Below are 26,084 nucleotides of genomic sequence, written 5' to 3' on the forward strand. Positions count from 1 at the left end.
CCGCTTGTTACCGTGCCGACACGACCGAAGGAGGAATTGATGTCTGCACTTTCGAACACCTCGATCGCGATCATTGCGACGAACGGTTTTGAGGACTCCGAACTGCTTGACCCCTTGACTGCGGTGAAGGAGGCTGGCGCGACGGTCACGGTGCTCTCGACCGAGACGGGCGAGATCACCGGCAAAAACGGCGCGACGGTCTCGGTGGATGCTACAACCGCCGCCTCAACGGGCACCCAGTACGACGCAATCGTCCTACCTGGCGGAACGGGCAACGCTGACAAAATTCGCATGGACGAAGATGCAGTGGCGATCGTTCGTGATCACGTCTCCGCTGGCCGCCCGATTGGCGCGATTTGCCACGCTGCCTGGCTGCTCATTGAAGCGGATGCCGTTCGCGGACGCACCGTCACCTCGTATCCGTCGTTGAAGACCGACCTCCGCAACGCCGGCGCAACGTGGGTCGACGAGGAAGTTGTTGAGGACGGCGGAATTGTCAGCTCGCGTACGCCGAAGGATCTCCCGGCATTCAACGCGAAGCTCATCGAGGTGTTCGGGAAGTAGCCCGAACCTGAGGCCGCAGGTGACAGAAGACACCACGGCGCGACGGCGGCAACCCACCCGCAGCTCGGCGCGACGTTCCAAGCACTGGACGGCATGGCGCGTCACGAGCACGCGGCACGCGGCAGCCCTGAGCATCTACCCAGACCCGCGTGCCACCCTCCACACCACGAGAGAGGGAGGGTCAACGTGACGTGGGAAGACGAGATCCAAGCGCTTTCGGAGCGTGGGAATGCATGCATGGAGGCCGACGACTTCATCGGGGCGGTGAAGTGTTTCGACCAGGCATGGCTTCATCTGCCGGAGCCGAAGATGCAGTGGCCGCAAGCGACGTGGCTGCTCGCGAGCATCGGTGACGCGCACGTTCTTCGCGGGGACTTTTCTTCGGCACACGAAGCGTTGACGGCGTGCATGTACTGTCCTGACGCGATCGGAAACCCGTTCATCCACTTGCGACTGGGCCAAGCACAGTTCGAACTTGGCAATCTGCCGCGTGCTGCGGACGAACTCATGCGTGCCTACATGGGTGCAGGGCCGGAGATTTTCGCCATGGAGGACACGAAATATCTTGACTTCTTGGCGACGCGTGCACCGCACATCGAACGGCCGAACTGACGGTGGCAGTTGAACTCAGCGCGGCCTGCGCCCGCGTGCGCGGGATGACGCGCCGCCACGGCGCTTCGCCTGGCCTTTGCTTGTCGGCGTAGGGGTGGAGCGGTCGCGGCGGTCAGGGTTCTTCGTCGCTTTCCTCGCCGCACCCGCATCCGGCCCCTGCGCTGCGCGCCCGCGTGAGCTGTTCGCCCCGCGTCCACGCACCACGCCGATGAACTCCTCAATGAGCGGGTTCTCGTCATCCACGCGCCAGACGAGCGCAACCTGCGAGGTCTCGGCGTCAACAATCGGCCGGTAGCGAAGGTCGCGTCGACTCGCGCCGCGCGCAATCGACATGGGGACGACGAGGACCGCCCCGCCGAGCACGCGGTCGAGCGCGATTCCCGAGGGGTCGTTGAGCACCGTCTCACCTTCCAGATCGGCGAGCGTCAGTTCATCGGCAGCCGTGAGCACGTGATCCTTCGCGACCCACGCGACGATCGTCTCCTCGTAGAGCGGGATCGCGTGGAGGCCCTCGCGCTCGATGGGGAGCCGCACGAAGCATATGTCGAGGCTGCCGTCGCGCAGACCATCCAGCTGCTCACTGTCCGGAACCTCCGACACGAGCAGGGGTTCCGTGTAGCGTTCCGCCCAAATCCGGCGCCATTTCGCGAGCGTCACACCGCGCACGTGTCCAATGCGCAGCCCAGCTTCGGTCGTTGTGTTTTCGCTCACAGAGGCAGGCTAACTGGCTGGGTCCAGCCGCGCCGTGCGCCGAGCTGGGATACGCTCACACCCGTGAGTCAAGACATGAAGCCGTCCACCGCAGCCCAGAAGCTCGGGATCCTGCTCTCTGCTGCGCCGGAGTCGTTCCAGCAGTCAACGATTTCCCGCGACGAGCTCGACGCGCTCCGCGCCGACCCGCCAGCCTGGCTCACGGAACTCCGCAAGAAGGGCCCGTTCCCGCGCGACGTCATCGCCCAGAAGCTCGGCGTCTCGAAGTCGGGCCTCGTCCGCGGTGGCATTACTGAGCCGCTCGACTCGGACGAAATTGGCGTACTCATCGCCAACCCGCCGGAGTGGCTCATCCACGAGCGCGCCGTGCACCGTGAGGTCGTCGCGGAGGCTGCCCGTCAGACGGAAGCACGCAAGGCGCGGTCAGCTGGCGAAGACTAGGAGGGGCACTGCATGGCGCGGTCGCGTTCTTACTTTTTCTTGCGGAGCTGACGGCCGAGGGCGTTGTAAAGGGGAAGCCGGCAGGAGACCCCACGCAATCATGGCTTCGTGCATGGGCTGCTTGTGATGACGTTTCGCACGGCTCGGCACTGACGAGAGACGGCAGGGTTAGCCAGTGGTCACCATCGACCACTGCCCGTAGGAAAACGAACCCCGGCGCTCGATCTCATACAGGTCAACGTCAGTGGCATACTCGCGAACGGCATCCACGAACACCTTGATCGCCTCCCCGAGGCTGTCCATCGAAGAATCGCCAGCGAAGCGCTCCTTGTCGTGAACGCTCACGCGGACTGCCTCTGCAGAGACCGTGATGGACGCTTGAACCGGTGCCTGCCATGAGACTGTCGCGTGCTGCTGCCATGCGGCAGGAAAATACGGCAGGACCGACATGAGCGAGCCGAGTGATTCCTTCAACACGTTCGCGAGATCGTCAACGTCCTCGGCGAGGAAACCTCCGTGACAGAAGGTGCCGTGCGGGACGGCGGCATCGGGAGACCAGAAGAACCAGAGGTAGCTTTCATGGGCGAATGCGCTCCCGCCGCGGCTATCGCGATCAACCTCCTCGTCGAACGCCTCAAGATCCTCATTATCAAGGACATGCGCAAAGACGGTGCAGCTGTCCGCATGAGGATTTGGTGAGAGCTCGAAGGCACCATCAGCGAGGAGCCATCGCATCGAGAGTGTTGGTCCATAGGTGAAGTCAGGCTCGCCGAGGCGTTCGATCCAGCTGTTGAGGGTTGCCAACCATCCCTCGCGTGTCGTGCGGCTAACGCGGACAGAGAGTTCAGCTTGAAGGTCTGCGATGGAGTGCTTGCATGTCGCCATGCCGCTAGCGTGGGTTAGCCCCGGGCGACGCGCAAGCTACTTCGTGATGATCCTCCGGGCGCCGTGTCTCAGCAAGCAAGAGGAGCGGATGAGGAGCGTTGATTTTCCTGCCCCGTTTGCGCCAACGATGCAGGCCCGCTCACCGTCGCTGACACGAAAAGACACACCACAGAGCAGAGGTGCACCAGTGTAGGAGAAAGACAGGTCGTTGACGTCGAGAAAAGGCACTCTGATCTCCGGCGTCTTCGAAAAGAGTTGCGTCTCGGCAGCGCCGAGTGGCGATCAGACGCCCATTGGCCGCACCTGCTCCTTATGGGCGGGGAAAGCGGTTGTGCTCGACCAGGGTAACGAAGTAGAGGCCAGGGGTGGGAAATCAAGGCCTCTTGCGGAACGGTCGCTGCCGTTACAAGTCTCTTTTGCGTCATTCGCGCGTTGACAGGAGCGTGGTCCCATACGATGTGCTGGTCGAAGAATGGCCGCTGGACGAGTACGAGGACCAGTACGACGAATTCCTAGATGAGTGCTGCCCGGTCGATCACCTCTTTGGTTACACCGACTCTACGAGTCTGGCCTACGATCCCACACCGGAAGGCACCATTCCATTTCTGACGTTGACCAGCCGCGACGAACTTGAGTGGTGCTGGAATGACGAAGACTATCTCCAAATGTTCATTTCACGGGAGGCTCTCGCCTCGGGAGACTTCAGCAACATTTCAAGTGACGCCGGGTAGTGCACCTGGCCGATTTGAAATCCATGGCTCGCAGTGAGGTAAGCCCGCATTTCGATGAAGTGCTGCTCTCCGGCTGGGAGGTGTTCTTGTGCTCGGGCAGCGACGGCGGAGGCGACTAAATTTCTGACGCTCGGCATCCCATCACCTCACCTCGATACGATGCCGCCATGTCGCTGACCCGTCGAAGTGCGCTCCTCTCGCTGCTCGCCACCGGTGTCCTGGCGCTCGTCGGATGCGCCTCCGGAAACACGCAGCAGAGCAGCGACGGCTCGCCAGCCGAGGGCAATAGCGGTGCGAATGCGACGCCCACGCCAACGGGCCCCGCCGATCCGCTGCCCACCGGCATCGTGAACGCGATCATCATCGGAACCGATTCGCGCAACAAGGACTTCAGCGGCAATACCGACGCGATCATGGTCGCCCAGATCTCCGCGGATCGGAAGACCATGACGCTCGTGTCGATTGCGCGCGACACCTATCTCAATGGCAACAAGGCGAATGCCGCCTACCCGGCTGGCGGCATCGACCTCCTCAAGAAGACCGTCTCCGACGCGCTCGGTGGCATCGACATCCACCTCACCGCGCACACGAACTTCACCGGCTTCGTCAGCATTACCCGCTGGATGGAAGGCATCACGGTCTTCAACAAGCACAAGAACACGACCGTCGTGCAGTCGACCGGCCGCGAAGTCGTGTTCGAGGAAGGTGAGATTCTCCTCGAGAACACGGATGCCCTCATTTACGCGCGCGAACGAAAGGCGCTCCCGAACGGCGACCTCGACCGCGCGGAGCGTCACCGCGCCCTCATCACCGGCTTGCTGAAGGGCCTCCAGAAGTGGAACGAGAAGTCACCGACGACGTTCTCGAAGCTTGCGAAGAATCTCGCCGACCAGTGCCAAATCTCCGGTCTAGACAAGGCGCAGGTCCCCGACCTCGTGACCCCGCTCATGCAGATCGACACCGAGAACATCAACTCGCTCATGCTGCCGCTCTCCGGCTTCGGCAACGTCGGCGGACAGTCGGTGAACATGGTTGACGAAGCAAGGGCCGCAGAGCTCGGCGAAGCGCTCAAGCAGGGCGACGTCTCCAGCTACATCGAGAAGTACGGCACCGAGTACGCGGTCGGGTAGCGGCGGGGCATGGGGCCACTCAGTTGTGCCGCTCGACGGGTTCCTTGAGCGTGAACATGAGCCATGCCGCAACGCTCGCAGCAGCAAGCATGACGCCAGCAACAATGAGTGCCCCGACGGGCGAGAACTCGAGCGCGACCATCGCGATTTGCATCCCGGCAATGGCCAGTGTCATCCATCCCGAGAATGCGAGCACGCACATGCCGGCCACGCGATACGTTCCGCGCCACACGAAGGCACTCACGAGCGCCGTGGGAATAATGACGCTGAGGTCGAGATATTTGACGAGCCAAAACAGGGTCGGGTCAGCCTGATATTCGGGATTGCTGTCCCAATTGCTCTGCGCAAGTGTGCTGATCCACATGAATGCAAACATTGTGCCAAGCACGAACAACATGACGCGATGACGGCGGGATACGGCGAGCGGTTGGTGCTTCACGAGTTCGCTCACACATTCCACGACCGTGAAGAGTGCTGAAGCGGTGACGACAACAATCAGCGGAAAGAAGAGCTCGCCATTGCCGTCATAGCGCGAATAGTCCTGCCCAAAGACGACCGTCACCATCGTGTAGATGATGTAGGTGCCCGCACCCACGCCAAGCAGTGACCCACGCTGCGAGCTCGAGAAGGCGATCCAAGCGAGCGTGAGGCCAGCAAACAGCGTGATCGGTTCGCAACCGATGTACTGGGCGAGCGCGCCCGGGCTTACTCGGTAGTGGATGAGGTTCGCTGCGGCCGGCCCGAGGGCAACGATCGTGCACACGGCGATGGCGTTGATGAGTGCCGGGATCTTGCGGGCGAGAGGCGTGCGAGTCATGGTCAGCCCTGGGTGACGAGAATGGCGTCGCAGAACATGTTGACGAGGGTGGCGACGTCGTCGGTGGGGGTGGCGGAGGGAAGCCCGAGCGCGAGCCGGGTGAGGAGCAGGTTGCTGCTGAGCGCGCTGAAGGACTCGGCGAGGAGCTGCGCCGCGATGTCGTGCCGGACACGGCCCTGCTCTTGCCAGGCGGCAAAGACGGATGCCATCTGCTCGAGCTGTGCGGCGGGGCCAGCCGCCGAGCCCAGTGCCTCGGCGATTTCGGGGGTGGTCGCTGCATCCATTGCGAGTCGGAGCGCGAATGGGCCGAGCTCGGGGAGGCGTTCAGCTTCGGCGGCCGCCGCGCGCTGGAGCGCCGCACGGATGTCGGCAGCATCCGCGTCGAGGCCGGCCGGTGCGGTGGATTCGCGCATCCCGGAGCCGATGGCTTCGAGGATGCCCTGCTTGCTGCCGAAGTGTCGGAAGAGGGTCACCTCATTTACGGACGCTTGCTCGGCGATGGCCTTGGTCGTCGTTGCCGAGTAGCCGCGCTGGCCGAAGAGGGCGACGGCAGCGCCTAGGATTCGCTCCCGCGGCGAACCATCCGGTGTGTGCAAGTACATACTTGCATTCTAGATTGCGTGAGGTGCTGAGGGAAGGGGAAGCAAGCCATGGGCATCATCATGAGGCGGCACATCCTCAAGCTCGAACCGCTCGCGAGCATGAGCCGTGACGACCTCGTCGCGACCGTCGGCCCAACGATCCAGCGCGACCTCACCGGCGAACTGCCGCTCACTTTCGACACGCAGGCTGAGCAACACGCCCTCGCTCGGCTGACATGTTCGGCAGCTACCCTGCGCAGCGGAGGCCCACATGAAGATCGCACTTGTGCTCGGCTCCGGTGGCGCTCGCGGCTATGCGCACATCGGCGTCATTGAAGAGCTGCACGCGCGCGGCCACGAGGTCGTGGCGGTGAGTGGAAGCTCAATGGGCGCCCTCGTCGCTGGCCTCCTCGCTGCTGGCGCCCTCGACGATTACACCCGCTTTGCGAAAGAGCTCTCGCGCAAGGAAGTCTTGCGGTATGCGGACGTCACGCTGAGCTCGAGTGGTTTCCTTCGCGCAGGCAAGCTCATGTCGGTTCTCGAAGAAATGGTCGGCGACGTCCGCATCGAAGACCTGCCGATCCCGTACACCGCCGTCGCGACCGATATCGAGCGACGCCGCGAAGTATGGCTTCGCGAGGGGCTGCTTGTTCCCGCAATGCGCGCCTCCTTCTCCATCCCGACCGTCTTCACACCGGTGCGCATCGACGGTCGCCTGCTCGTCGACGGCGGCGTCCTGAACCCGCTCCCGATGGAGCCAGCACTGCAAGAGGACGCGGAACTCAGCATCGGTGTTTCGCTCTTCGGCCGACGCTTGGGACTCGACCCGAGCTCGCCCGACCACGGAGCAAGCGCCGACAAGGATGACGCTGGATGGCGCTGGCCGAACCTCACCCAAAGCGTCCGGAACCTCCTGCCGCCGCTGCCGCTCACCAACCGCGCGAACCCCGGTCACAGTGGCGACCCCGACACGAACACGACGCTGCTCCAGAACGCGCTTCGCCGCCAAGACACGAACATGTCGGCCTTCACGATGATGTCGACGACGCTCGACATCATGCAGGGACAAATCGAGCAGGGCCGCACGGCCATGAACCGGCCCGATGTCGCGGTGAGTATCCCGACCGAGACCTGCGAAGTGTTCGATTTCCACGAGGCAGAACGCGTCATTGAAGTTGGCCGTTCGATCGCGCGCGACACCTTCGACCGCGTCGGACTGTGACCGCTTCGTAGACTGACGCCATGCGCATTCTGGTGACCGGTTTTGACCCCTTCGACGGCGAATCGTGCAACCCGAGTTGGGATGCGGTAAGCCAGCTGTCGGAGCAGATCGCAGGCGCTGAGATCGTCACGAAGTGCGTGCCGACCGAATTTCGGCGTGCGACCGCTGAGGTTTCGGAGGCTATTGACGAGCTTGCGCCGGATGCCGTCGTGCTCGTCGGGCAGGCCGGCGGACGGGCGGATGTCACGCCAGAACGCGTCGCGATCAATCTGGAGGATGCCCGCATCCCCGACAACGCCGGTGCGCAGCCGATCGATGTGCCCGTGGCAGACGACGGCCCTGCCGCCTACTTTTCAACCCTGCCGGTGAAGGCAATGGTGGCCGCGATTCGGGATGCAGGGCTCCCAGCGTCCCTCTCGAACAGCGCCGGCACCTTCGTCTGCAACGACCTCATGTACGGGGTGCTGCACCACCTTGCCGTGACCGGGCGAACTGCGGTTCGGGCAGGTTTCGTCCATGTGCCGTTCGTGCCAGAGCAGGCGGCTCGGCACGAGGGCGCGGCGTCATGGCCGCTAGATAACATCGTGCGGGCCCTCACTGCAGCCATTGAGGCGGTTGTCGCGGTCGGGGACGACCCCAAGATCGCGCTCGGTGCTACCCACTAGCCCGAGGTGGTTGTGATCTCGCTACGCGCTTCGCGCTACTCGATCAGCTGAGGTTCGGTTCTCGAGCGGCTCACGGGTCGGCGGGGTACGGTGCTCGCATGACGCGCAACTCCTCCGTGAAGCCCTATGAGCCGGACTACGACTGGTTCTGGGGGCGGAAACCCGGCAACGACGGCACGCAGGCGACCCTGCGCATGACGGTCAGTGGCGAACCCGCCGTCATTCGGGAAGCCGTCGCTGCCTGGATCTCGACACTCAGCACCGACAGCAATGGTGTCCGTGGCGAAGCGGGCTGGCGCGTGGATGAAGTCTCCCGGGAAGCTGAAGCGATTCAGCTCGACATCACGTCCGGGGGAGAGGACGTCGCCGACGGCGTCATCGCGGGCGCAGAAAGCGCTGTCGCTTCGCTCAAACACGTGGATGGCATCGCCGTGACGTGGGAGCAGCTGCCCCGTGAAGACCGCTACCTGAGCTAGGCGCGGCCGAGCTCCCGTTCAAGCACGGCGATCATGCGCTCAAGGCCCGCGAGCATCGTTTTCGTCGGGCAGGCGATGTTCATCCTCTCGAACCCCGCGCCCTCCTCGCCGAAGATGTACCCCTCGTCGAAGAACACCTGCGCCTCCTGCGTGAAGAGCTCTTCGAGACGTTCCGGCACGATGCCGAGCGGACGCAGATCAAGCCACTGCAGGTAGGTCGCCTCAAGCTTGTGGACGACGATCTCCGGCATCCGTGCCGCGAGGAAGTCACGAAGCACCTCGTGGTTCTGCTGCACGTGCTCGATGAGCGCATCCAGCCAGCCCTCGGCGCGCTCGTACGCGGCCTGGCAGGCGATGTAGCCGAGCGTGTTCACGGCCGTCTCGCCCTGCGCGGCGTGCTCGGCGAGGAAACGGCGGCGCATCTCGGCATCCGGAATGATGATGTTGCTCGTTGCGAGACCCGCAATGTTGAAGCTCTTGCTCGGTGCCGTACACACGATGAGCTGGCGGGAGATCTCGGGATGCGCGAGCGCCGTCACGGTGTGCGTGGTGCCCGGCATAACGAGGTCGAAGTGGATTTCGTCACTCACGAGCACGACATCGTGGGCGAGGCAGATGTCGGCGATCCGGTGCAGATCGTCGCGCGACCACGCCTGGCCGATCGGGTTGTGCGGCGAACATAGCAGCATCATCTTCGTGCTGGGGTGGGATGCCAGTTCCTCGAGCTGTTCGAAGTCGTAGCGGTAGTGGCCGTCCTCGAGAATGAGTGGGTTGCGGGCGAGCGTGCGGCCCGTGCGCTCGATCGCCTCAAAGAACGGGTAGTAGACGGGCGTACTGATGATGACGGCATCGCCCGGTTCGCTCAACGCGCGGATGGCGGTGTAGATCGCGGGCACGATGCCCGGGGTCATGCACACCCACGATGGCTCGATATCCCATCCATGACGACGCCGCATCCACGACGCCACGGCATCGAGATATGCGACGCTTGGCTGTGCATAGCCGAGAATGCCGCCGCTCGAGAGGAAATCGGTGAGCGCCGAAACAATTTCTGGCGCGTGCGGAATGTCAAGATCGGCCACCGAGAACGGCGCGATGCCGGTTGCCACATTCGGGCATGATGCCGCCATCAAATCCCACTTCTTTGATCCGGAATTCGTGCGGCACACGAGCGTCGAGAAATCGTACGACATGAAACGTCCTGTCTTGACCATTGCGGAATTGGGTGCAGCACTGCGCTGATGCAGGTGAGCGTACGCCGCTGCCGTGCTGTTGGCCATTCGGCGCAAGATGGAAGACAACACGGTTTGTCGCGGTGCGAATTCGCAGGCACAGCGCTGGGGTGTTCGTCACACTTGATTTATGAGTGAGATTCGCACCGCAACCTTCGCCGAACTCGATACCCGCACGGCATATTTGCTGTGGAAGCTGCGCGGCGACGTGTTCGTCGTCGAGCAGGAGTGTCCGTATCCCGAGCTCGATGGTCGCGACATGGAGTCGGCGACCGTGCACATGTGGATCGAGGAGCACGATGTTCCCGTCGCGTACCTGCGCATTCTTGAGGATGGCGACATGGCCCGAATTGGGCGCGTCGTCTGCAACGCGGGCTACCGCGGCAAGGGCTACCCGACGAAGCTCATGAACGCTGCTGTGGAACGGATCGGATCGCAGGTGTCGACGCTCGATGCGCAGTCGTACCTCACACACTGGTATGAACGCTTTGGTTACCGGGCGAGCGGCTCGGAGTTCCTTGAGGATGGCATCCCGCACACACCGATGCTCCGCCAGCCCGCGAACTAGCGCTCGCGTGCGGTGATCTCGATATCGAGACCATCGGTGCGCGGAGCGTCCTCATCCCTTGCAACTGGTTGCGGCTACAACTAAGCTTGCGGGGTGGGTCAGGCGGCCCGATGAAGGAATCCGCTCATGGAACAGCCCACACCGCACGTCGACAGTCAGCGTCTCGCCGTTGACACGCACATGGATCTCGTCACGCTGCTGGTCGGCGACCTCGACAACATGTCGAGCTACTACGAGCGGGCGCTCGCAATGGAACCGCTCGAGGAACGCGCGCAGCGCAGGCCCGCGCGCGGCAAGCCTGGGCCTCGGGGATGTCACGATCACGGTCACGGCTCGTGACGAGCTCGATGCCCTTCGTGAGCGTCTCACGCGCACAAGCCTCCCCTTTGAAGACCACGGTGACCGTGTCGTCACGCGCAACCCGTGGAGTACGCAGATCACCGTCGCGCTGCCGGGGCGCTCGGTCGAGTCGGTGCTGCGGGCTGCCTAATCGGCGCCGCGCAGGCTGTCCACTCGAGGCTTGAGCACACAACGAAGGCGGGTCCGGAGCATCAAGCCCCGGACCCGCCTCGTGTCATGAATCCCCGGCCGGATTCAATCGGTTGTTACTACTTGCGAGGGGTGCCCTCGGCGTTCGACACGACGGCGTCGATCATGACCGAAGCGCCCTCGGCAAGCTTGCCAACCTTGACGACGCGGCGAGCAGGGGTGCCCTCCGGGAAGTACTCGCCGTAAACCTCTTCAACTGCAGCGAGGTCAGCGAGGTCGGTGAGGTAGAGGTTGATCTTGACGATGTCGGCGAGCTTGTGGTCGATGTGCTCCACGATGGCCTTGATGTGCTCGAGAGCCTGCTTGGCCTCAGCCTTCACGCCACCCTCAACGAGCTTGCCCTCGAGGTCGACACCGATCTGTGCCGAGAGGTTGTTGTAGTGCGAGAAGGCGACGGTCTGCGTCGAGAGCTCGCTGCGCGGAGCCTGGTCCGTGTTGCTGGCCCAGATGACGATGCCGTGGCGGTCCTCAACAGCCTGCGGCGGGGTGCCGTCACCGTGCGAGACAACAGCCTCGACCGAGACGCGTGCGCCGTGGGGGAGGTCAGCAACCTCGACGACGGTGCGAGCCGGGACGTAGGCGATGGCGCGAGCGATGGCGCTGTCGGGGAAGAAGGTCGTGTAGACCGTGTTGACTGCCTCGAGGTCTGCGAGGTCCTTGAGGAAGATCGTGATCTTCACGATGTCGTCGAACGGAGCGTCGACCGACTCGAGGATGGCCTTGAGGTTATCGAAAGCCTGCTTGGCCTCTGCCTCAATGCCGCCCTCAACGACCTTGCCCGTCTCGGGGTCGATGCCGAGCTGAGCCGAGATGTTGTTGTAGTGCGAGAAGGCGACGGTCTGGGTGGCAACGTCGCACTTGGGAGCATGGTCGGTGTTGCGGGCGAGCTTGACGAGGTCGTCAGCCTGCGGAGCGTTCGGGATGGTGCCGAGGCCGTGCGAGACGACTGCCTCGATGGCGAGCTTGGCGCCCTTCTGGAGCTCCTGAACAGCGATGACCGTGCGGGTCGGGAAGTACTCGCCGTAGAACTTCTTCTGTGCTTCGTTCACTGCCTCGAGGTCAGTGATGTCCGTGAGCAGGACCGTGATGCGCACGACGTCGTCGAGCTTGCGGTCGATGCTCTCAAGGATGGCCTTGAGGCTCTCGAAGGAGCGGGTGGCCTGCTCGAGGGCGCCGCCCTCAACGAGCTCGCCGGTTGCAGGGTCGATCGGCAGGATGGCCGAGAAGTGGTTGTAGTGCGAGAAAGCGACGGTCTGCGATGCGGACTCGACCTTGGGGGCCTGGTCCGTGTTGCGGGCGAGGACCTCGTTGAATGCGCTCATGAACAGCTCCTTGGGAGGTGGTGGAACTTGGCAATACGGAATATCTCGGTGTCAAACAAATGACATCAAGTTCCGCAGCAAATGCGTTGCCGTGTTCGCGACAATGATGCAATTGCTGCGCACTTGAAGCGGTGAAATATTGCTTCAAGCGCTACACACACGCGCATCAAAGATGTGGTGTGTTTTGCCTCACCGTACTCTCGAACATCAGGTGCGTCACCCCCATTGGTGAATATGACAAGGACCGTGGAGGTTGTGCCCAGGCGCTTGTCATCTAGCGAACTCGGGGCTTGACGGCGAGGGGGTAGCCCTGTACAAAATGTCCGGATACTGCTTTGTGTGCTGCGCTCGACTCCTTGCGAGCCTGGTGTAATTGGCTGCCCTAGAATATGTTGATGTGAAGAGAATTCTTCGCGTGAACACTGCGTGAAGCTGTTGAGGGTGCGGCTGAATGTGTGCCACGATTCGTGACTCAAAATTCTCTGAATTCGATTCGCCGGCGTCGCATTTGCTCTGGCGGCCGCGTTCGAGCGTGTTCATGCGGCGCGAGGCAGAAACGGGGGAGTCGTGAAACGCCTGGAAGGACCGAGTCAACTGTTTCGCGCCTGGCTCATCCATGACGTCGAGGAAGCCCTCGCGTTTCCGAGCACCTGCGACGACCTCGCCGTCCTGACCGGCATCGCACCCCTTCGGATAACCGCAGCGCAGTCGTGGCTCGCGGTGACGCTTGCCGGGCTCGGCGTCCGGTACGCGTGCCAGCGTGGCGCGGCGAGCAAGGGGCACTCGCGGCTGTACCGGGGGACAGTAGCTGGCCTGGAGTTGCATGTGCTCACGCATGTCCTCGCGAGCGTTGCGCGTCGGGGCTACACGGCGGGTTTGGTGACGGCGCCGCTCGTCATGCTGCCGGGTGCTCGGCGGGCTCGTCAGGAACTCGCCGAACTGGGGCGGCCGCTGACGTTTCCAGATGGGCTGCGCGGGATCGGCTTCTTGCTGTCGCTCGCGCTGCTCTCTCACGGGCTCGCGCGCCTCGCACTGCCGCGCGCCACGTGGCTGGGCGCGAGGCGGCACGAGCCCGAACTTGAGATGACGCGCTAAGCCTCGTCCACCTGCAGCTCGCCCATCGGACCCCAACCCTCGCAGTCGACCTGCTGCGAGACGATCTGCGGGGTCGCGCTCAGGTACTGCGGGAAGTCCTGCTGCATCTGCTTGAAGTGCTCCGAGTTGACGTGCGGGGCGGCGCCCTCATCCTCGAATGCTTCGATGAGGACGTAGGCGTTCGGGTCGTCGATGCTGCGCGACCATTCGAACCACTTGTTGCCGGGCTCGGCGCGCGTTGCCTCCGTGAAGGGGCGGACGATTTCGGGCCAGTTGTCGGCGTGCTCAGGCTTTACCGGGAACTTCACATTGATGAGGATCATGGCCCCGACCCTACGAAACCGGGCTGATTGAGGCCCCAAACTGAGCTGATCGAGTAGGGCGCAGCCCGTATCGAGATCACACGGTGTGGCAGCCGCGCTTGAACGGTGACCAGTTTTGGCTATATATCGCGCATCCCCTCAAATACGGCGAGATAGTCGCTATATGACCAAAATCGGTCAGCCCAACTCACGCCGGTGGTCTCGATACACCGCCTCCGGCGGCGCTCGGCCACCTCAGCCTGGCACTCGGCCACCTCGTCACGCCGCATGGGACGATGGAGGCACAATGCGCCTCATCGACACGCTTTCCGAGCTCGGCTCTGAGCCCACCGCCGACGATCTCTACGAACACTTCACCGTCTGGGCCGAATCCAACGGGACCACGCTCTACCCGCACCAGGACGAGGCCGCCCTCGAGATCTTCACCGGCGCGAACGCGATCATCACCACACCGACCGGCTCCGGCAAGTCTCTCATCGCACTCGCTGCCCACTATCGCGCCATCGCCACCGACGGCGTCTCCTTCTACACCGCGCCGATCAAGGCACTCGTGAGCGAAAAGTTCTTCGCCCTCTGCGACATCTTTGGTGCCGACAACGTCGGCATGGTGACCGGTGACGCATCCGTCAACGCCGACGCCCCGATCATCTGCTGCACCGCCGAGATCCTCGCGAACATCGCCCTCCGCGAAGGCCGTGAGGCCGACGTCAGCAATGTCGTCATGGACGAGTTCCACTTCATCGCCGAGCCCGACCGAGGCTGGGCCTGGCAGGTCGGCGTCACCGAGCTTCCGCAGGCACAGTTCACCTGCATGAGTGCGACACTCGGCGACGTGAACCAGCTTCAGGACGACCTCACCCGCCGCACCGGCCGCGAGACCGCGATCATCGCGGGTGCAGAGCGTCCCGTCCCGCTCGACTACCGCTGGGCGATGACGCCCCTCCACGAGACCGTGCAGGAGATCGTCGACAAGGGGCAGGCGCCCGTCTACATCGTCCACTCGACGCAGGCCGCAGCGCTCGAACGCGCCCAGTCGCTCATGTCGGTGCAGCTCATCTCAAAGGACGAGAAAGCCCAGATCACTGAGGCCCTCGGCCACTTCCGCTTCACGAAAGGCTTCGGGCAGACCCTCAAGAAGCTCGTCCTGCAGGGCATCGGCGTCCACCATGCCGGCATGCTGCCGCGCTACCGCCGTCTCGTCGAGACGCTTGCGCAGCAGGGGCTGCTCAAGGCGATCTGCGGCACGGACACGCTCGGCGTTGGCATCAACGTCCCCATCCGAACCGTGCTCTTCACGAGCCTCACGAAGTTCGACGGTCGGCGGATGCGCATCCTCCGCAGCCGAGAATTCCACCAGATTGCGGGACGTGCAGGCCGCGCAGGCTTCGACACGATCGGCCACGTCGTCGCGCAGGCGCCCGAGCATGTCATTGAGAATGAGCGTGCACTCGCGAAGGCGGGGGACGATCCGAAGAAACGCCGCAAGGTGCAGAAGAAGAAACCGCCCGAGGGCTTTGTGTCGTGGACGGAAGCGAGTTTCGAGAAGCTCATCGCCTCGGTGCCAGAGACCTTGCATCCGCGCATGAAGATGACGCACGCGATGCTCCTCAACCTTCTCGAGCGAGACGCGGACACTGTGCAGGCGGTTGCGAACCTCATCCACGAGTCGGCGCGGGACGAGACCGAGGAGCGCAAGCTCCGAAAGCGTGCCCTGGCGCTCGGGAAGTCGCTCCTGGACGCCGGCACGGTGGAGCGACTGCCCGAGCCGCTCCCGAGCGGTAAGCGCTACCGCTTGAACATGGACCTCCAGGATGGCTTCGCGCTCAACCAGCCGCTCTCGGAGTTTGCGATTGCTTCACTGGAGCTGCTCGACCCGGCAAGCCCCGATTTTGTGCTCGACATCGTGAGCGTCATCGAAGCGACGCTCGACAACCCGATGGCGATCCTCGTGCAGCAGCAGTTCATTGTGCGCGGTGAGGCGGTCGCCGAGATGAAGGCTGATGGTTACGACTACGAGGAACGGATGGAGGTGCTCGAGGGAATCGAGTGGCCGAAACCGCTTGAGGAACTCCTCACGGAGGCGTATCTCGCGTATCTCCCGAGCCACCCGTGGGTGGGGGAGAACGCCCTCGCACCGAAGTCGATCGTGCGTGACATGTACTCCCGGGCGATGGGATTCGGTGAGTTTGTCGCGCATTACAAGGTGCAGCGCAGCGAGGGGCTCTTGCTCCGCTACCTCTCGGACGCGTACCGTGCGCTCCGCCAGACCGTGCCCGAGCGGTACGTGACCGAGGAGTTTGACGATCTCGTGGAGTGGCTTGGCGAGGTCATCCGGCTCACCGACTCCTCGCTCATTGACGAGTGGGAGGCGCTCACTGACCCGTCGAAGTCGGGGCAGGAGCGAGTCGAGCAGGCGCAGCATCCGCTCATGGCGCAGCGTCCGGTCACCGGCAATGAGCGTGCCTTCCGTGTCATGGTGCGGAATGCGATGTGGCACCGCGTGGAACTCATGTCTCGCGACCGCGTCGAGCAGCTCGCGGCGCTTGACGCGAACGATCCGGACCCGGTCATGAGCGAGGATGCTTGGGACCGCGCGCTCGGCGACTACTGGGACGAACACGAAGAGATGCTCGTGGATGCGGACGCCCGCGGCCCCGCGATGCTCTCGATCGTGCCGCGTGGCCGCGTGTGGGAGGTCGTGCAGACGATCCATGACCCGGCGGGCAACCACGACTGGCGCCTCGAAGCGACGGTCGACCTCGATGCGTGCGATGAGGCGGGGGAGCTCATCCTCCACATCACCGCCCTCCGCCGCCTGTAGCCCCACTGAGCTCGTCGAGTCTCACCGCTGAGCTGGTCGAGTAGGGCGTAGCCCGTATCGAGATCACGCGGTGTGGCAACGCGCCGCCCGGTAGCCTCGGGGTATGCGATTGGGGCACGAGGCACTTTGGCCAGAACTCTCCGCACAACTTGACGCGCCGGGCTCGCGCGCGGCGGTCATCCCCGTGAGCGAGAACTCACCGACCTTCGCGGTGACCGGCCTCTCAGAGCGTTCAGCGCTCGGCGCGCTCACGAAGCACACCGGGGGAGTGCTTCTCGCCGACGGATGGGTTCGACTCCTCGGCGGCGTCGGCGCACCCGCCACGGGGCCGCGTCTGCCATCCCTCGACGAGGCTAACGACCGTGGAGCTGGACTGTACGTGGTTGGTGCCGACGTCCTCGGCGGCCTCTACGCCATCGATGGTGGCGCCTTTGAGCGTGCCGACGGGCAGCTCCACTACTGGGCACCCGACACCCTCGACTGGACCGATCTCGAAGCAGGCCTGCACACCTTCATCTCCGCCATGCTCGACGGTCACGACGCCGAGTTTTACGAGGGCCTCCGCTGGGACGGCTGGGAAGCCGAAGTCGCGACGCTTGCGCTCGACGAAGGCATCCACGTGTACCCGCTCCTGTGCACCCGCGAATCCAAGCCCCTCGAGAAAGCGAGTCGTCGGGCCGTGCCGGTGGCTGAACTCGTCGCGTTCAACGTTGACATTGCGACGCAAATCGACGGCCACGCGCCGCATCCCGTCCCGCACTACAAGGCCGCGCCAGCCGAGGCATAGCCGCCGCGTCAACTGCGCGTCACCCGATCGTCAGGAAGTGATCGGTTCGCGCTCGTGCCAACTTCAGTTTCGCTCGCGAGCATGGATACGGGAGGCAAGCGAGATGAGCCAGTCCAGCACGATCGAACGCACAAAGACCACCCCGACCATCGCGGATCACGCGCCCGAGGACGCCGCGCGCAAGCGTGCCCAACAGGCGGCAGAACGCATCGAAGTCACGACGCCCGTCTGCCAGAGCTGCTGGGTGGCCGTGAGTCTCACCGGCGTGTGCAACGTCTGCGGCGAACAGGTCGCGTAGCGGCGGTGCGGGGCTGGTGGTCTCGATACACGGAGCTCCGCTCCGCACTTGACCACCTCAGGTTCGGTGGCACGCGCCGGATGTGTGTCCGGTTTCGGCTATATGTTGCGCATCTCGCGTAGGGAGCGAGATAGCCGCTATATAACCAAAACCGGACACACGTACCCACGCCGGTGGTCTCGATACACCGCCTTTGGCGGTACGCAATAATCTGAGCTAGGCCGAGGCGGGGATGCGCACGAGCTGGAACGCGACCACGGCGAGCGACACGAACGCAAACGGCCAGCGGGTCGTCGCACGCTGCGCAAACAGGCCCGCGCACAGGAAGAACGCCGGCACAAGCCCGGCACCGTAGCGCGCAGGCAGCGGGAACGCAGAACCGATCACGGCAAGGCTCAGCATGAGTACCGGGCCGAAGACGAGCGCCGCGATGAGCGTTGACATCCCGAGCGCGCGCTCCTCGGTGCCGCGCGCCGCAAGCAACGCCGTCCCGATCACACCCACGACGATGATCGCGTGGAGGAAGAACGTCAGCGTCTCGGTGATGGCGTAAAACTCCATCTGCGAGCGCACCGGCACCGTGTCATCCAGGAACAGCGTGATCGTCTCCTGGATCGCCACAGGCAGCGAGGAACGGGGCAGCAGGATGCCCTGGTCTGGCGGAGCACCAACGGCCGTCACCTTCGCAAACACCATCCACGCCGCCTGCGGCACGACGAGCGCGAGCACCGAGGCGCCGCTCCCGACGAGAACGCGCCGCCAGGAAAGCTCCGTCTCACCGCGCCACCGCCGCACGAGCAGCACGAGCACCGCGAGGCCCAAACCGAACACCGGCGTGAGTTTCACGAGCCCACCCGCGAAGCTCACCACGACGAGCGGCCACAGAGATCCTTCGTCGCGAAGGGCGCGCAAGGCAAGCAGCAGCGAGAGCGCCCCGAGACCTGCCACCGGGGCATCCGTCGACACGAAGGTGTACGTCCACCACGAGAACGGCGTCACGATGAACAGCGCGCTCAGGCAGAACGCCGTGAACCGTGACACCGAGAGGTAGCGGACGAGCTGGTAGATGATGAGCACGGTGGGGATGAGCCACACCATGCCGGTGAGTCGAAACGCGCCGAGCTCATCCACGCCGGGAACGATCGCGAAGACGCGAGACACCGCCCAAGTCACCCAGAAAAACACCGGGGGATAGGCTGCTGCACCCGAGACGCCGGCTTGCGGGTAGTCGAGCGGATTCGAGTAGTCACCGCCACACGGCGCGCCGATAGGGCCGGTGCGTTCAATGCCGAAGCAGGACATGAGCCCGCCAGTGAACGGGCCGATGGTCTCGCCCTGCTTCACGTAGGGCTGCTCGGGCAGCTTGTCCAGGTAGTCGACGTAGACCCACTCGTCATACGCCGAGAGGATGCCGCCGTGGAAATACACGTTCGCTCCCACCCAGGCGATCGCGAGGAGCACGAGCAGCACGCGCCAAATGACGTCCCCGTGCTTGGACACGGAGTCTGGGATGCGAAGCGTCAACGAACGTGCCCCGGGCAGCCGCTCTGAGCTCGACATATTGTCCTCACGTCCCACCACGCGGCAGTCAAACTTCGCCGCACCATTCCGCGCGGCAATGTATCAGCGGCGATCGACGTAGAAAGGAACGGCGCGCGGCTAGATGGCGGGGGAGCGCTTCGGATCGTACGGATCCCAATCGAGCTCCCAGAACGCCTCCACACCGTACTCGTCGATGTAGTCGCGCTCGCTCGCGTACACCGGGTACACGCCCAAGATTCGGATGGGGAGGTCTTCGCCCACCTCGACAATGGCAAGTGGTTCATCCATGACGATCGGATTTGCGACGAAGAAGCCATCCATGTCGGTGTCCGGCGCAATCGGATCATCGAGTTCGAAGACTTCGCCATACTCGAAGCCCGAGATGCCGCGTTCGCGCTCCGCAAGCTCGGCAATGCGAAGCGCCCAGACCGGGTCGTCACTTTCGACACAAATGCAGAGTTCGGGGCGTGCCTTCGTCCAGTCCTCATGGGTGACGAGCGAGAGGCCGTAGGTGAAGCCGATCATGAGGCCTTCTTCGGGAGCGTCCTCGTAGTCGATCGCAAGGACATCCGGGACGCCCTTCATTGTCGACTCGACCCGGTCTTCACCTGATTCCGCCTCACCGACGAGTTCGTCGAGGTAGTCAAGGTACTGCTCGAGGCGGCTTGCAGTCTCGTGTGTCTCGCTCACACCTCCATCATCGCAGCCGACGTTGTGGAGGAGCGGGATGCTGCGTGTCGACACGCGTCGTGCGGGAGAAACCCTGATCACGGCCCTCACGAAGTGAGGTGAATGCCAGCCCGCTTGGCCTGTCCCTGGCTAGCTTGGCAATTCCGCGGCGGCTGCTCCACTCGGCCACGCGACCTGCCCGAACTGTCCCCCAACGGTGGTCACACGAGCGGTCCCCCTGATGTGCTTGTGCGACCCCCGGGAAGTGGAACCCACTCCATGCACACTGCACAAGTTGATATCTCGCTCTTCTCGCAGATCATTGATCTCTCGGGCGTGTTCTTGGCTGCCCTACTCGGTGGCGTGCTCGCTCGAGCCGACAAGCTCGACCCGGTCGGCTTCGTCGTCATCGCGATCGCCTCGGGGCTTGGCGGCGGGATCGTCCGCGACACGCTCATCCAGAAGGGCACACCGTCACACTCACTGACTCCATCTACATCGTGCTGGCGATTGTGGGGGCATTTGTCGCGTACGTGCTGCCGATCCGCGGCAAGCTCTGGGACCGCGTGTACCCATGGCTTGACGCGCTGCTACTGGGGCTCTGGGCTGCGGCCAGTGCAGATCGGGCGCTCGCCTACGGCATGGATTGGATGCCGGCAACGCTCCTTGGGCTCATTACGGGCATCGGCGGGTCATCCGTGACATCCTCTTGCAGCGCGTGCTGGCGGTGTTTCGAAGCGGCACTCTGTACGCCTCGTCTGCCTTGCTTGCCTCCGGGGTGCTCGTGCTGCTCGAGCGGATCGGGATGCCGAACATCGCCCTCGCCACGAGTGTCGTGGTCGGCACCGGCTTGACGCTTCTGGCACGTGAACGTGGCTGGAGGTTGCCGAATTCGGAAGAGGCGGAGGAACTGCTGCCTGACCACCTGCCGAACGCGAACGAAACGAAGCGTTGGTGGCGCCGCAATTCGCGCAAGCACACGCGCTCAGCTCGCGGGCACGCGCACGGAGGTCGGACGGCGTGAAGCAGCGCGACGCCGGTCGGCTAGACACCCCGGGCGACGCCGGTCGGTCTGACGCACCGCCGCGCGAAGCGGAGTGGCCCGACGCGACGGGGTCTGATTCAGCTCGCCCCGACGCGGAGTAGCCGACTCGAACTGAGGGCAGCGCAGCCGAAGAGCTCTAGTCGGCTGCGTGAAATTGCAATATGTGGGCAGCCGATGAAAATAGTGCCTCGGCTGCCCACATATTGCAGATTCACGCACGCAGCCATCGAAAGGCGGCGGCTGTTCACGCCATGCGGCTCGAATTAGCCCTGATGGGACGCCCGGCGGTGGCGCACGAGGCGCTCGATGACGACGAGGAGCGCCGTCGTCACCGCCCCCACGATGAGTGCGGGGCGTGACGGCTCGTCAATGCCGAGCAGCACGATGACGCCCACGATGAAGAGCGCCGCAGCCCAGCTCGCGAACGGCCACATCGGCACCGGGAACGGCCCCTGCTCGATTTCGCCGCGCGCAATACGTCGCTTCATCGCAATGTGGGAGGCGAGGATGAGCAGCCATACGAACACCGTCGCGAACGAGGCGATCGAGGCGACCATCATGAACACGCCCTCGGGGATGATGAGCCCCAGGACGAGGACGACACCGAGTGCGACCGCGACCATGAGGATCGCCGCGACCGGGGTGCCGCGACCGCTCGTGTGCGCGAGGCGCTTCGGCGCATCCCCGAGCTCAGCGAGCCCGTGCAGCATGCGGCCGATCGAGAAGGTCACACCGTTGAGTCCCGAGAACGCGGCAGTGATGACGATGAAGTTGAGCACATCCGCTGCAGCCGGCAGTCCCACGAGGTCGAAGATCTGCACGAAGGGGCTCGTCTCGCTCGTGATGTCGCTCCACGGTGCGAGGCACAGCATGACCCCGACCGCGCCGATGTAGAAGAGGAGGATGCGCACGGGGATCGTCTTGATCGCGCGCGGCACAGCCTTCCCCGGATCCTTCGCCTCAGCCGAGGCAAGGCCGAGCGTCTCCACACCACCGAAGGCGAACACGACGATCGTGAGCGAGAAGAGCACGCCCATGACGCCGTTCGGCGCGAAGCCACCGTGATCCCACAGGTTCTGCACACCCGTGGGAGCGCCGGTGGGGGAGCCGAGATGGAAGATGAGGATGAAGATGCCGGCGACGATCATGGCGATCACCGCGAGCACCTTGATCGTCGAGAGCCAGAACTCGGTCTCGCCAAATACCTTCACGTGCACCATGTTGAGGAGCGTCACGAGCGAGATCGCGAGGATGATCCACGCCCACGCCGGCACCGCTGGGAACCAGCGCCCGAGGTACGTGGCGAAGGCTGTCACATCGGCCATGGCGACGACGAGCATCTCGAGGATGAACAGCCATCCCATCGTGAAGCCGGCCGTTGAGCCGAGGTGCTCGTGCGCGTAGCGGCTGAAAGAACCACCCTTGAGCGGATCCCGCAGCGACATCTCGCCGAGGGCGCGCATGACCATGTACACGGCCGCACCGGACGCGAGGTAGGCGAGGAGGACAGCAGGACCTGCCATCTGGATGGCGCCCGCGGAACCCAGGAACAGGCCCGTGCCGATCGCGGACCCGAGCGCGATGAACTGGATGTGGCGGGTCGTCAACCCTCGCGAGAGCGCGGTCTTCTCGTGTTCGGGGTTCGAGGTGGCGAGCTGCTGGACGTCGCCGTTCGGGCGCGGTCCGTCAATCTCCGATGATGAGCTCACAAGGTACTTTCACGTGACGGGGTGGCGGCGTCCTGCGCGCTGCGGCGCGGACGCACGAGGAAGCGTTCGATCGCGACGAGCGCGATGGTGCCGACGATACCCGCCCAGAGGGCCGGCTGCGTCGATTCGTCGAATGCGAACAACACGATGACGAGCACCATGAACACGAGCGCCAACCAGCTGGCGACAGGCCAGCCCGGCGTCGAGAAGGGGCCCTGCTCGATCTCGCCGCGGGCGATCTTCCGCTTCATGCCGAGGTGCGAGAGCAGGATGATGACCCACACGAACACGGTCGCGAAGGTGGCGATCGCGGCAATCACGGTGAACACGTTCTCGGGGATGAGGACGTTGAGGATGAGGCCAATCACGAGGGCAGTCGCCACCATGAGCACGGCCACGAAGGGGACACCGCGGCCGTTCGTGCGGGCGAAGCGAGCCGGGGCGTCACCCTGGGCAGCGAGCCCGTGCAGCATGCGGCCGATCGCGAAGCTGTCCGCGTTGAGGGCTGAGAACGCTGCCGTGATGACGATCACGTTGAGGAGGTCTGCCGCCCACGGGAAGCCAAGCGCGTCGAAGATCTGTACGAAGGGGCTCTCATCGCCGGTGATCTCCGTCCACGGGATCAGGCAGAGGATGACCGAGATCGCGAGGATGTAGAAGAGCAGGATGCGCCACGGGATCGTGTTGATCGCGCGTGGGACGGCCTTCGTCGGCTCGGTGGCTTCGGCCGAGGCGAGACCGAGCGTCTCAACGCCACCGAAGGCGAAGACGACGACCGTGAACGAGAGCAGGATGCCGAGCATGCCGTTCGGTGCGAATCCGCCGTGCTCGACGAGATTCTGGGCGCCAACGGGGGCGCTGCCCGGCTGGCCGAGGTGGAACACGATGATGGCGAGGCCACCGAGGATCATCGCGATGATCGCACCGACCTTGAGGATCGACAGCCAGAACTCGGTCTCACCAAAGACCTTCACGTGGATGAGGTTGAGGCCGGTCACGAGGAGAATCACCGCGGTGATCCACACCCAGGCGGGGACATCCGGCCACCAGCGGCCGAGGTACACGGCGAGGGCAGTCACGTCGGCGATCGCGACGACGAGCATTTCGATGACGAACATCCAGCCGACGAGGAAGCCCGCGCCCGGACCCATGTACTGGCGGGCGTAGCGGCCGAAGGAGCCGCCGGCGTTGGGCTCACGAAGCGCCATTTCGCCGAGCGAACGCATGACCATGAACACAGCAAGGCCAGCGACAACGTACGCGAGGAGCACGGCAGGACCGGCGAGCTCGATGGCGCCCGCGGAACCGTAGAACAGGCCGGTACCGATCGCCGAACCGAGGGCGATGAACTGGATGTGTCTGGTCGTGAGTCCCTTCGTGAGCTCGTGATGACGCTCGCTCGAACCCTTCGTCGAACTCTGGACGGGGATCGGCGAGGTCGATGGGGCACTCACGTTGGCCTTCCTTGGCGCGTTGGGATCGAAGCCTCATTCTAAGCGTTTTCTCAGCTTGGTCGGCGGCGGCCCTGCACGAGGGATCCAGTGCGCAGGCACAGCGAAGCCCTACCATCGAGGCATGCTGCAGCCGAACGTCACCACGACCACGACCACCCTCGGAGACCTTTCCCTGAGCGAGCACCTCTTCGCGCTGCCGCTCGTGTGGGACGCCCCGACCGATTCGCGCACGATCGACGTGTTTGCTCGCGTCATCACGCGTGCCGGTGGCGAAGAGCTGCCGTACCTCGTGTTCCTGCAGGGCGGCCCGGGATGCGAGGCTCCCCGCCCGAGCTTCGCGCCGCGCCAGCCGAACTGGCTCGACTCGGCACTCGCGCACTACCGCGTCGTGATGCTCGACCAGCGCGGCACTGGTCGTTCGACGCCCGTGAGCGACGACGATCTCGCGATGGGGGAGGATGTCCTCGTCGAGCACCTCACGCACCTTCGTGCCGACTCGATCGTGCGCGACTGCGAAGCGGTGCGGGAGTTCCTGGGCGTCGAGCAGTGGACGGTGCTCGGCCAGTCCTTCGGCGGTTTCACGACGCTGCACTACCTGAGCCGGTACGCGAGCTCGCTCCGGGAAGTGCTCATCACCGGCGGTCTCTCAGCAGTCGGCCGCCACGTGGATGACGTGTACTCGCTCTGCTACGAGAAGACCCGCTTCATCTCCGAGCAGTACTACCGCCGCTTCCCGGAGGACCGGAACCGGATGCGCGCCCTCGTCGACCACGCACGCGAGGGTCGCGTCGAGCTGCCGAACGGCGAGATTGTGTCCGAAACGCGTCTTCGCTCGATCGGCCACCGCCTCGGCACGAACGACGGCTGGCAGCTCATCCACGAACTCCTCGATCACGACCACCGCTCGAACGCGTTCCGCCACGACCTTGCCGCGCTCATGCCGTTCACTGGCCGCAACCCGCTCTACTACGTCATCCACGAGTCGAGCTACTCGGATGGCTGTGTGACAAACTGGTCGGCCGAGCGCACGCTCCCGGACGACTTCCGTGAGGATGCCACGCTCCTCACGGGTGAGCACGTGTTCCGCGAATGGCTCGATACGGTGCCCGACTTCCAGCCGTGGAAGGGTGTCGCCGAGAAGATCGCCCAGACCGAGTGGCCGACGCTGTACGACAAGGATGCGATCGCCGCATCCGGTGTGCGCGGTGCCGCCTCGGTGTACGTGAATGACCTCTTCGTGCCGCTCGAGTTCTCGCTCGAGACGGCGAAGCTCCTGCCGAACGTTGAGCTGTTTGTGACGAGCGCCCACGAGCACAACGGCCTCCGTGCTTCGGGTGGCGCTGTCCTCGCTCAGCTCATCGAACTCGCGCACGGTCGGGTGGTGCGCTAGTGGCGGGTGATGCGGGGCTCATTGTCGTGTCGGCAGTCGTCCTCCGCGACGAAGCTGGCCGCATCCTCACGGTGCGAAAGCGCGGCACTGACCGCTTCATGCTGCCGGGCGGCAAGCCAGAACCGGGTGAAACGCCGCTTGAGACCGCCGTTCGAGAAGTCGGTGAAGAGTTGCAGATCACGCTCAATCCGGATGACCTTGCGCTGATCGGTGTGGTGCGTGCCGCCGCTGCCAATGAAGCGGGGTTTCAGGTTGAGGGCACCACCTACCGTGCGCTCTCGCCGGTTGTGGCGGATGACCTTGCCGCCGCAGCCGAGATTGAGGAGATCCGCTGGCTCGACGTGACGGTTGAGCCGCTGCCGGACGACCTCGCACCGATGCTCGTCGAGCAGGTGTTGCCGATGCTGCTGCATATGGGCGCCGAAGGATAGCTCTGTCCCGCCGC

The 26,084-nt window shown here is 64.2% G+C and carries 30 protein-coding genes and 2 pseudogenes; 20 read left to right on the forward strand and 12 right to left on the reverse strand.

Annotation, left to right across the window (positions count from 1 at the left end; translation table 11 throughout):
- Nucleotides 1-39: 39 nt before the first annotated feature.
- Nucleotides 40-564, forward strand: a complete 525-nt coding sequence (locus tag ZAL01S_RS00345; RefSeq protein WP_066078097.1) for a type 1 glutamine amidotransferase domain-containing protein — start codon at nt 40-42, stop codon at nt 562-564.
- A gap of 186 nt (nt 565-750) precedes the next feature.
- Nucleotides 751-1,176 (forward strand): tetratricopeptide repeat protein, encoded by a 426-nt coding sequence (locus tag ZAL01S_RS00350; protein ID WP_066078100.1) that lies wholly within the window; start codon nt 751-753, stop codon nt 1,174-1,176.
- Nucleotides 1,177-1,191: 15 nt separating this feature from the next.
- Here the strand turns inward: ZAL01S_RS00350 and ZAL01S_RS00355 are convergent, their stop codons facing one another.
- A complete protein-coding gene (locus ZAL01S_RS00355) occupies nt 1,192-1,887 on the reverse strand; it encodes a LysR family substrate-binding domain-containing protein (protein WP_066078103.1) in 696 nt (231 codons plus the stop codon).
- Between the two features lie 63 nt (nt 1,888-1,950).
- Between ZAL01S_RS00355 and ZAL01S_RS00360 the strand changes: the two genes are divergently transcribed.
- Entirely contained in the window at nt 1,951-2,328 is a 378-nt protein-coding gene (locus tag ZAL01S_RS00360) for a DUF5997 family protein (protein ID WP_306301582.1), read from the forward strand.
- Between the two features lie 168 nt (nt 2,329-2,496).
- Here the strand turns inward: ZAL01S_RS00360 and ZAL01S_RS00365 are convergent, their stop codons facing one another.
- Both ZAL01S_RS00365 and ZAL01S_RS09650 read right to left on the reverse strand, forming a co-directional pair.
- Nucleotides 2,497-3,132 (reverse strand): hypothetical protein, encoded by a 636-nt coding sequence (locus ZAL01S_RS00365; RefSeq protein WP_159421519.1) that lies wholly within the window; start codon nt 3,130-3,132, stop codon nt 2,497-2,499.
- A gap of 117 nt (nt 3,133-3,249) precedes the next feature.
- A complete protein-coding gene (locus ZAL01S_RS09650) occupies nt 3,250-3,441 on the reverse strand; it encodes an ATP-binding cassette domain-containing protein (protein WP_083522926.1) in 192 nt (63 codons plus the stop codon).
- Between the two features lie 230 nt (nt 3,442-3,671).
- On the opposite strand from ZAL01S_RS09650, the gene ZAL01S_RS00370 reads away from it, so the two are divergent.
- On the forward strand, nt 3,672-3,944 hold the full coding sequence (locus tag ZAL01S_RS00370) for a DUF1963 domain-containing protein (protein WP_066078111.1): 273 nt from the start codon (nt 3,672-3,674) through the stop codon (nt 3,942-3,944).
- Between the two features lie 167 nt (nt 3,945-4,111).
- Nucleotides 4,112-5,074 (forward strand): LCP family protein, encoded by a 963-nt coding sequence (locus ZAL01S_RS00375; protein ID WP_066078114.1) that lies wholly within the window; start codon nt 4,112-4,114, stop codon nt 5,072-5,074.
- A 19-nt stretch (nt 5,075-5,093) separates the two neighbouring features.
- Here the strand turns inward: ZAL01S_RS00375 and ZAL01S_RS00380 are convergent, their stop codons facing one another.
- Both ZAL01S_RS00380 and ZAL01S_RS00385 read right to left on the reverse strand, forming a co-directional pair.
- A complete protein-coding gene (locus tag ZAL01S_RS00380) occupies nt 5,094-5,891 on the reverse strand; it encodes a hypothetical protein (RefSeq protein WP_066078117.1) in 798 nt (265 codons plus the stop codon).
- 2 nt (nt 5,892-5,893) lie between these two features.
- Nucleotides 5,894-6,493, reverse strand: coding sequence for a TetR/AcrR family transcriptional regulator (locus ZAL01S_RS00385; RefSeq protein WP_066078121.1), 600 nt, complete (start codon nt 6,491-6,493; stop codon nt 5,894-5,896).
- 48 nt (nt 6,494-6,541) lie between these two features.
- Between ZAL01S_RS00385 and ZAL01S_RS10735 the strand changes: the two genes are divergently transcribed.
- From ZAL01S_RS10735 to ZAL01S_RS00405, 4 genes are all read left to right on the forward strand, one after another.
- Nucleotides 6,542-6,808, forward strand: a complete 267-nt coding sequence (locus tag ZAL01S_RS10735; protein ID WP_159421520.1) for a TetR/AcrR family transcriptional regulator — start codon at nt 6,542-6,544, stop codon at nt 6,806-6,808.
- Complete coding sequence (locus ZAL01S_RS00395; RefSeq protein WP_066078127.1) at nt 6,744-7,694, forward strand: patatin-like phospholipase family protein; 951 nt, start codon at nt 6,744-6,746, stop codon at nt 7,692-7,694. The genes ZAL01S_RS10735 and ZAL01S_RS00395 overlap by 65 nt, the downstream gene beginning before the upstream one ends.
- Before the next feature lie 20 nt (nt 7,695-7,714).
- The gene (gene pcp / locus ZAL01S_RS00400; RefSeq protein ID WP_066078129.1) at nt 7,715-8,359 is read left to right on the forward strand and encodes a pyroglutamyl-peptidase I; all 645 of its coding nucleotides are present in this window, start codon (nt 7,715-7,717) and stop codon (nt 8,357-8,359) included.
- A 98-nt stretch (nt 8,360-8,457) separates the two neighbouring features.
- Nucleotides 8,458-8,835, forward strand: coding sequence for a hypothetical protein (locus ZAL01S_RS00405; RefSeq protein ID WP_066078133.1), 378 nt, complete (start codon nt 8,458-8,460; stop codon nt 8,833-8,835).
- On the opposite strand, the gene ZAL01S_RS00410 is transcribed toward ZAL01S_RS00405, so the two are convergent.
- On the reverse strand, nt 8,832-10,028 hold the full coding sequence (locus ZAL01S_RS00410; protein WP_066078136.1) for a MalY/PatB family protein: 1,197 nt from the start codon (nt 10,026-10,028) through the stop codon (nt 8,832-8,834). The genes ZAL01S_RS00405 and ZAL01S_RS00410 overlap by 4 nt on opposite strands.
- Before the next feature lie 169 nt (nt 10,029-10,197).
- Here ZAL01S_RS00410 and ZAL01S_RS00415 point away from each other — a divergent pair, with 169 nt between their 5' ends.
- Both ZAL01S_RS00415 and ZAL01S_RS00420 read left to right on the forward strand, forming a co-directional pair.
- Nucleotides 10,198-10,635 (forward strand): GNAT family N-acetyltransferase, encoded by a 438-nt coding sequence (locus tag ZAL01S_RS00415; protein WP_066078139.1) that lies wholly within the window; start codon nt 10,198-10,200, stop codon nt 10,633-10,635.
- Between the two features lie 126 nt (nt 10,636-10,761).
- Nucleotides 10,762-10,974 (forward strand): VOC family protein, encoded by a 213-nt coding sequence (locus ZAL01S_RS00420; protein WP_066078142.1) that lies wholly within the window; start codon nt 10,762-10,764, stop codon nt 10,972-10,974.
- Between the two features lie 269 nt (nt 10,975-11,243).
- On the opposite strand, the gene ZAL01S_RS00425 is transcribed toward ZAL01S_RS00420, so the two are convergent.
- Nucleotides 11,244-12,506 carry a RidA family protein gene (locus ZAL01S_RS00425; protein ID WP_066078145.1) on the reverse strand — a complete coding sequence of 421 codons (1,263 nt, stop codon included), beginning with the start codon at nt 12,504-12,506 and terminating at the stop codon, nt 11,244-11,246.
- Between the two features lie 567 nt (nt 12,507-13,073).
- Here ZAL01S_RS00425 and ZAL01S_RS00430 point away from each other — a divergent pair.
- On the forward strand, nt 13,074-13,601 hold the full coding sequence (locus ZAL01S_RS00430) for an HXXEE domain-containing protein (protein ID WP_066078148.1): 528 nt from the start codon (nt 13,074-13,076) through the stop codon (nt 13,599-13,601).
- Here the strand turns inward: ZAL01S_RS00430 and ZAL01S_RS00435 are convergent.
- On the reverse strand, nt 13,598-13,924 hold the full coding sequence (locus tag ZAL01S_RS00435) for a putative quinol monooxygenase (RefSeq protein WP_066078151.1): 327 nt from the start codon (nt 13,922-13,924) through the stop codon (nt 13,598-13,600). The genes ZAL01S_RS00430 and ZAL01S_RS00435 overlap by 4 nt on opposite strands.
- Before the next feature lie 286 nt (nt 13,925-14,210).
- On the opposite strand from ZAL01S_RS00435, the gene ZAL01S_RS00440 reads away from it, so the two are divergent.
- From ZAL01S_RS00440 to ZAL01S_RS00450, 3 genes are all read left to right on the forward strand, one after another.
- Nucleotides 14,211-16,745 (forward strand): DEAD/DEAH box helicase, encoded by a 2,535-nt coding sequence (locus ZAL01S_RS00440; protein ID WP_066078155.1) that lies wholly within the window; start codon nt 14,211-14,213, stop codon nt 16,743-16,745.
- Between the two features lie 103 nt (nt 16,746-16,848).
- A complete protein-coding gene (locus ZAL01S_RS00445; RefSeq protein ID WP_066078158.1) occupies nt 16,849-17,532 on the forward strand; it encodes a DUF2625 family protein in 684 nt (227 codons plus the stop codon).
- A gap of 103 nt (nt 17,533-17,635) precedes the next feature.
- Nucleotides 17,636-17,830: a hypothetical protein gene (locus ZAL01S_RS00450; protein ID WP_066078160.1), complete on the forward strand. Its 195-nt coding sequence runs from the start codon at nt 17,636-17,638 to the stop codon at nt 17,828-17,830.
- 216 nt (nt 17,831-18,046) lie between these two features.
- Here the strand turns inward: ZAL01S_RS00450 and ZAL01S_RS00455 are convergent, their stop codons facing one another.
- Entirely contained in the window at nt 18,047-19,390 is a 1,344-nt protein-coding gene (locus ZAL01S_RS00455) for a glycosyltransferase family 39 protein (RefSeq protein WP_083522929.1), read from the reverse strand.
- 99 nt (nt 19,391-19,489) lie between these two features.
- Complete coding sequence (locus ZAL01S_RS00460) at nt 19,490-20,062, reverse strand: suppressor of fused domain protein (protein WP_066079241.1); 573 nt, start codon at nt 20,060-20,062, stop codon at nt 19,490-19,492.
- Nucleotides 20,063-20,320: 258 nt separating this feature from the next.
- On the opposite strand from ZAL01S_RS00460, the pseudogene ZAL01S_RS10740 reads away from it, so the two are divergent.
- The 3 genes and pseudogenes from ZAL01S_RS10740 to ZAL01S_RS10470 all read left to right on the forward strand — a co-directional run.
- A pseudogene (locus ZAL01S_RS10740) lies at nt 20,321-20,506 on the forward strand (TRIC cation channel family protein); the annotation flags it as partial.
- A gap of 101 nt (nt 20,507-20,607) precedes the next feature.
- A pseudogene (locus ZAL01S_RS10745) lies at nt 20,608-20,727 on the forward strand (TRIC cation channel family protein); the annotation flags it as partial.
- Between the two features lie 32 nt (nt 20,728-20,759).
- On the forward strand, nt 20,760-21,065 hold the full coding sequence (locus ZAL01S_RS10470; RefSeq protein ID WP_217995461.1) for a hypothetical protein: 306 nt from the start codon (nt 20,760-20,762) through the stop codon (nt 21,063-21,065).
- A gap of 284 nt (nt 21,066-21,349) precedes the next feature.
- Here ZAL01S_RS10470 and ZAL01S_RS00470 read toward each other — a convergent pair whose 3' ends face one another.
- Nucleotides 21,350-22,795 (reverse strand): amino acid permease, encoded by a 1,446-nt coding sequence (locus tag ZAL01S_RS00470; protein WP_244875279.1) that lies wholly within the window; start codon nt 22,793-22,795, stop codon nt 21,350-21,352.
- Entirely contained in the window at nt 22,792-24,249 is a 1,458-nt protein-coding gene (locus tag ZAL01S_RS00475) for an amino acid permease (RefSeq protein WP_217995453.1), read from the reverse strand. Before ZAL01S_RS00475 ends, ZAL01S_RS00470 begins: the two co-directional genes overlap by 4 nt.
- Nucleotides 24,250-24,370: 121 nt before the next feature.
- Between ZAL01S_RS00475 and ZAL01S_RS00480 the strand changes: the two genes are divergently transcribed.
- Together ZAL01S_RS00480 and ZAL01S_RS00485 are read left to right on the forward strand one after the other, a co-directional pair.
- Nucleotides 24,371-25,639, forward strand: a complete 1,269-nt coding sequence (locus tag ZAL01S_RS00480) for an alpha/beta fold hydrolase (protein ID WP_066078170.1) — start codon at nt 24,371-24,373, stop codon at nt 25,637-25,639.
- Nucleotides 25,639-26,070, forward strand: a complete 432-nt coding sequence (locus ZAL01S_RS00485; protein WP_206394542.1) for an NUDIX hydrolase — start codon at nt 25,639-25,641, stop codon at nt 26,068-26,070. The genes ZAL01S_RS00480 and ZAL01S_RS00485 overlap by 1 nt, the downstream gene beginning before the upstream one ends.
- Nucleotides 26,071-26,084 lie beyond the last annotated feature (14 nt).

Source organism: [Zimmermannella] alba NBRC 15616 (assembly GCF_001570905.1).
GTDB classification, from domain to species: domain Bacteria; phylum Actinomycetota; class Actinomycetes; order Actinomycetales; family Microbacteriaceae; genus Pseudoclavibacter; species Pseudoclavibacter albus.

Excerpts from the sequence above, each read along its gene's own strand:
- ZAL01S_RS00420 (WP_066078142.1), top strand. The coding sequence starts at position 10,762 with ATGGAACAGCCCACACCGCACGTCGACAGTCAGCGTCTCGCCGTTGAC.
- ZAL01S_RS00375 (WP_066078114.1), top strand. The coding sequence starts at position 4,112 with ATGTCGCTGACCCGTCGAAGTGCGCTCCTCTCGCTGCTCGCCACCGGT.
- ZAL01S_RS00345 (WP_066078097.1), top strand. The coding sequence starts at position 40 with ATGTCTGCACTTTCGAACACCTCGATCGCGATCATTGCGACGAACGGT.
- ZAL01S_RS00405 (WP_066078133.1), top strand. The coding sequence starts at position 8,458 with ATGACGCGCAACTCCTCCGTGAAGCCCTATGAGCCGGACTACGACTGG.
- ZAL01S_RS00425 (WP_066078145.1), bottom strand. The coding sequence starts at position 12,506 with ATGAGCGCATTCAACGAGGTCCTCGCCCGCAACACGGACCAGGCCCCC.
- ZAL01S_RS00415 (WP_066078139.1), top strand. The coding sequence starts at position 10,198 with ATGAGTGAGATTCGCACCGCAACCTTCGCCGAACTCGATACCCGCACG.
- ZAL01S_RS10735 (WP_159421520.1), top strand. The coding sequence starts at position 6,542 with ATGGGCATCATCATGAGGCGGCACATCCTCAAGCTCGAACCGCTCGCG.
- ZAL01S_RS00455 (WP_083522929.1), bottom strand. The coding sequence starts at position 19,390 with ATGTCGAGCTCAGAGCGGCTGCCCGGGGCACGTTCGTTGACGCTTCGC.
- ZAL01S_RS00445 (WP_066078158.1), top strand. The coding sequence starts at position 16,849 with ATGCGATTGGGGCACGAGGCACTTTGGCCAGAACTCTCCGCACAACTT.
- ZAL01S_RS00480 (WP_066078170.1), top strand. The coding sequence starts at position 24,371 with ATGCTGCAGCCGAACGTCACCACGACCACGACCACCCTCGGAGACCTT.
- ZAL01S_RS00440 (WP_066078155.1), top strand. The coding sequence starts at position 14,211 with ATGCGCCTCATCGACACGCTTTCCGAGCTCGGCTCTGAGCCCACCGCC.
- ZAL01S_RS00385 (WP_066078121.1), bottom strand. The coding sequence starts at position 6,493 with ATGTACTTGCACACACCGGATGGTTCGCCGCGGGAGCGAATCCTAGGC.
- ZAL01S_RS00410 (WP_066078136.1), bottom strand. The coding sequence starts at position 10,028 with ATGTCGTACGATTTCTCGACGCTCGTGTGCCGCACGAATTCCGGATCA.
- ZAL01S_RS00450 (WP_066078160.1), top strand. The coding sequence starts at position 17,636 with ATGAGCCAGTCCAGCACGATCGAACGCACAAAGACCACCCCGACCATC.
- ZAL01S_RS00380 (WP_066078117.1), bottom strand. The coding sequence starts at position 5,891 with ATGACTCGCACGCCTCTCGCCCGCAAGATCCCGGCACTCATCAACGCC.
- ZAL01S_RS00395 (WP_066078127.1), top strand. The coding sequence starts at position 6,744 with ATGAAGATCGCACTTGTGCTCGGCTCCGGTGGCGCTCGCGGCTATGCG.
- pcp (WP_066078129.1), top strand. The coding sequence starts at position 7,715 with ATGCGCATTCTGGTGACCGGTTTTGACCCCTTCGACGGCGAATCGTGC.
- ZAL01S_RS00435 (WP_066078151.1), bottom strand. The coding sequence starts at position 13,924 with ATGATCCTCATCAATGTGAAGTTCCCGGTAAAGCCTGAGCACGCCGAC.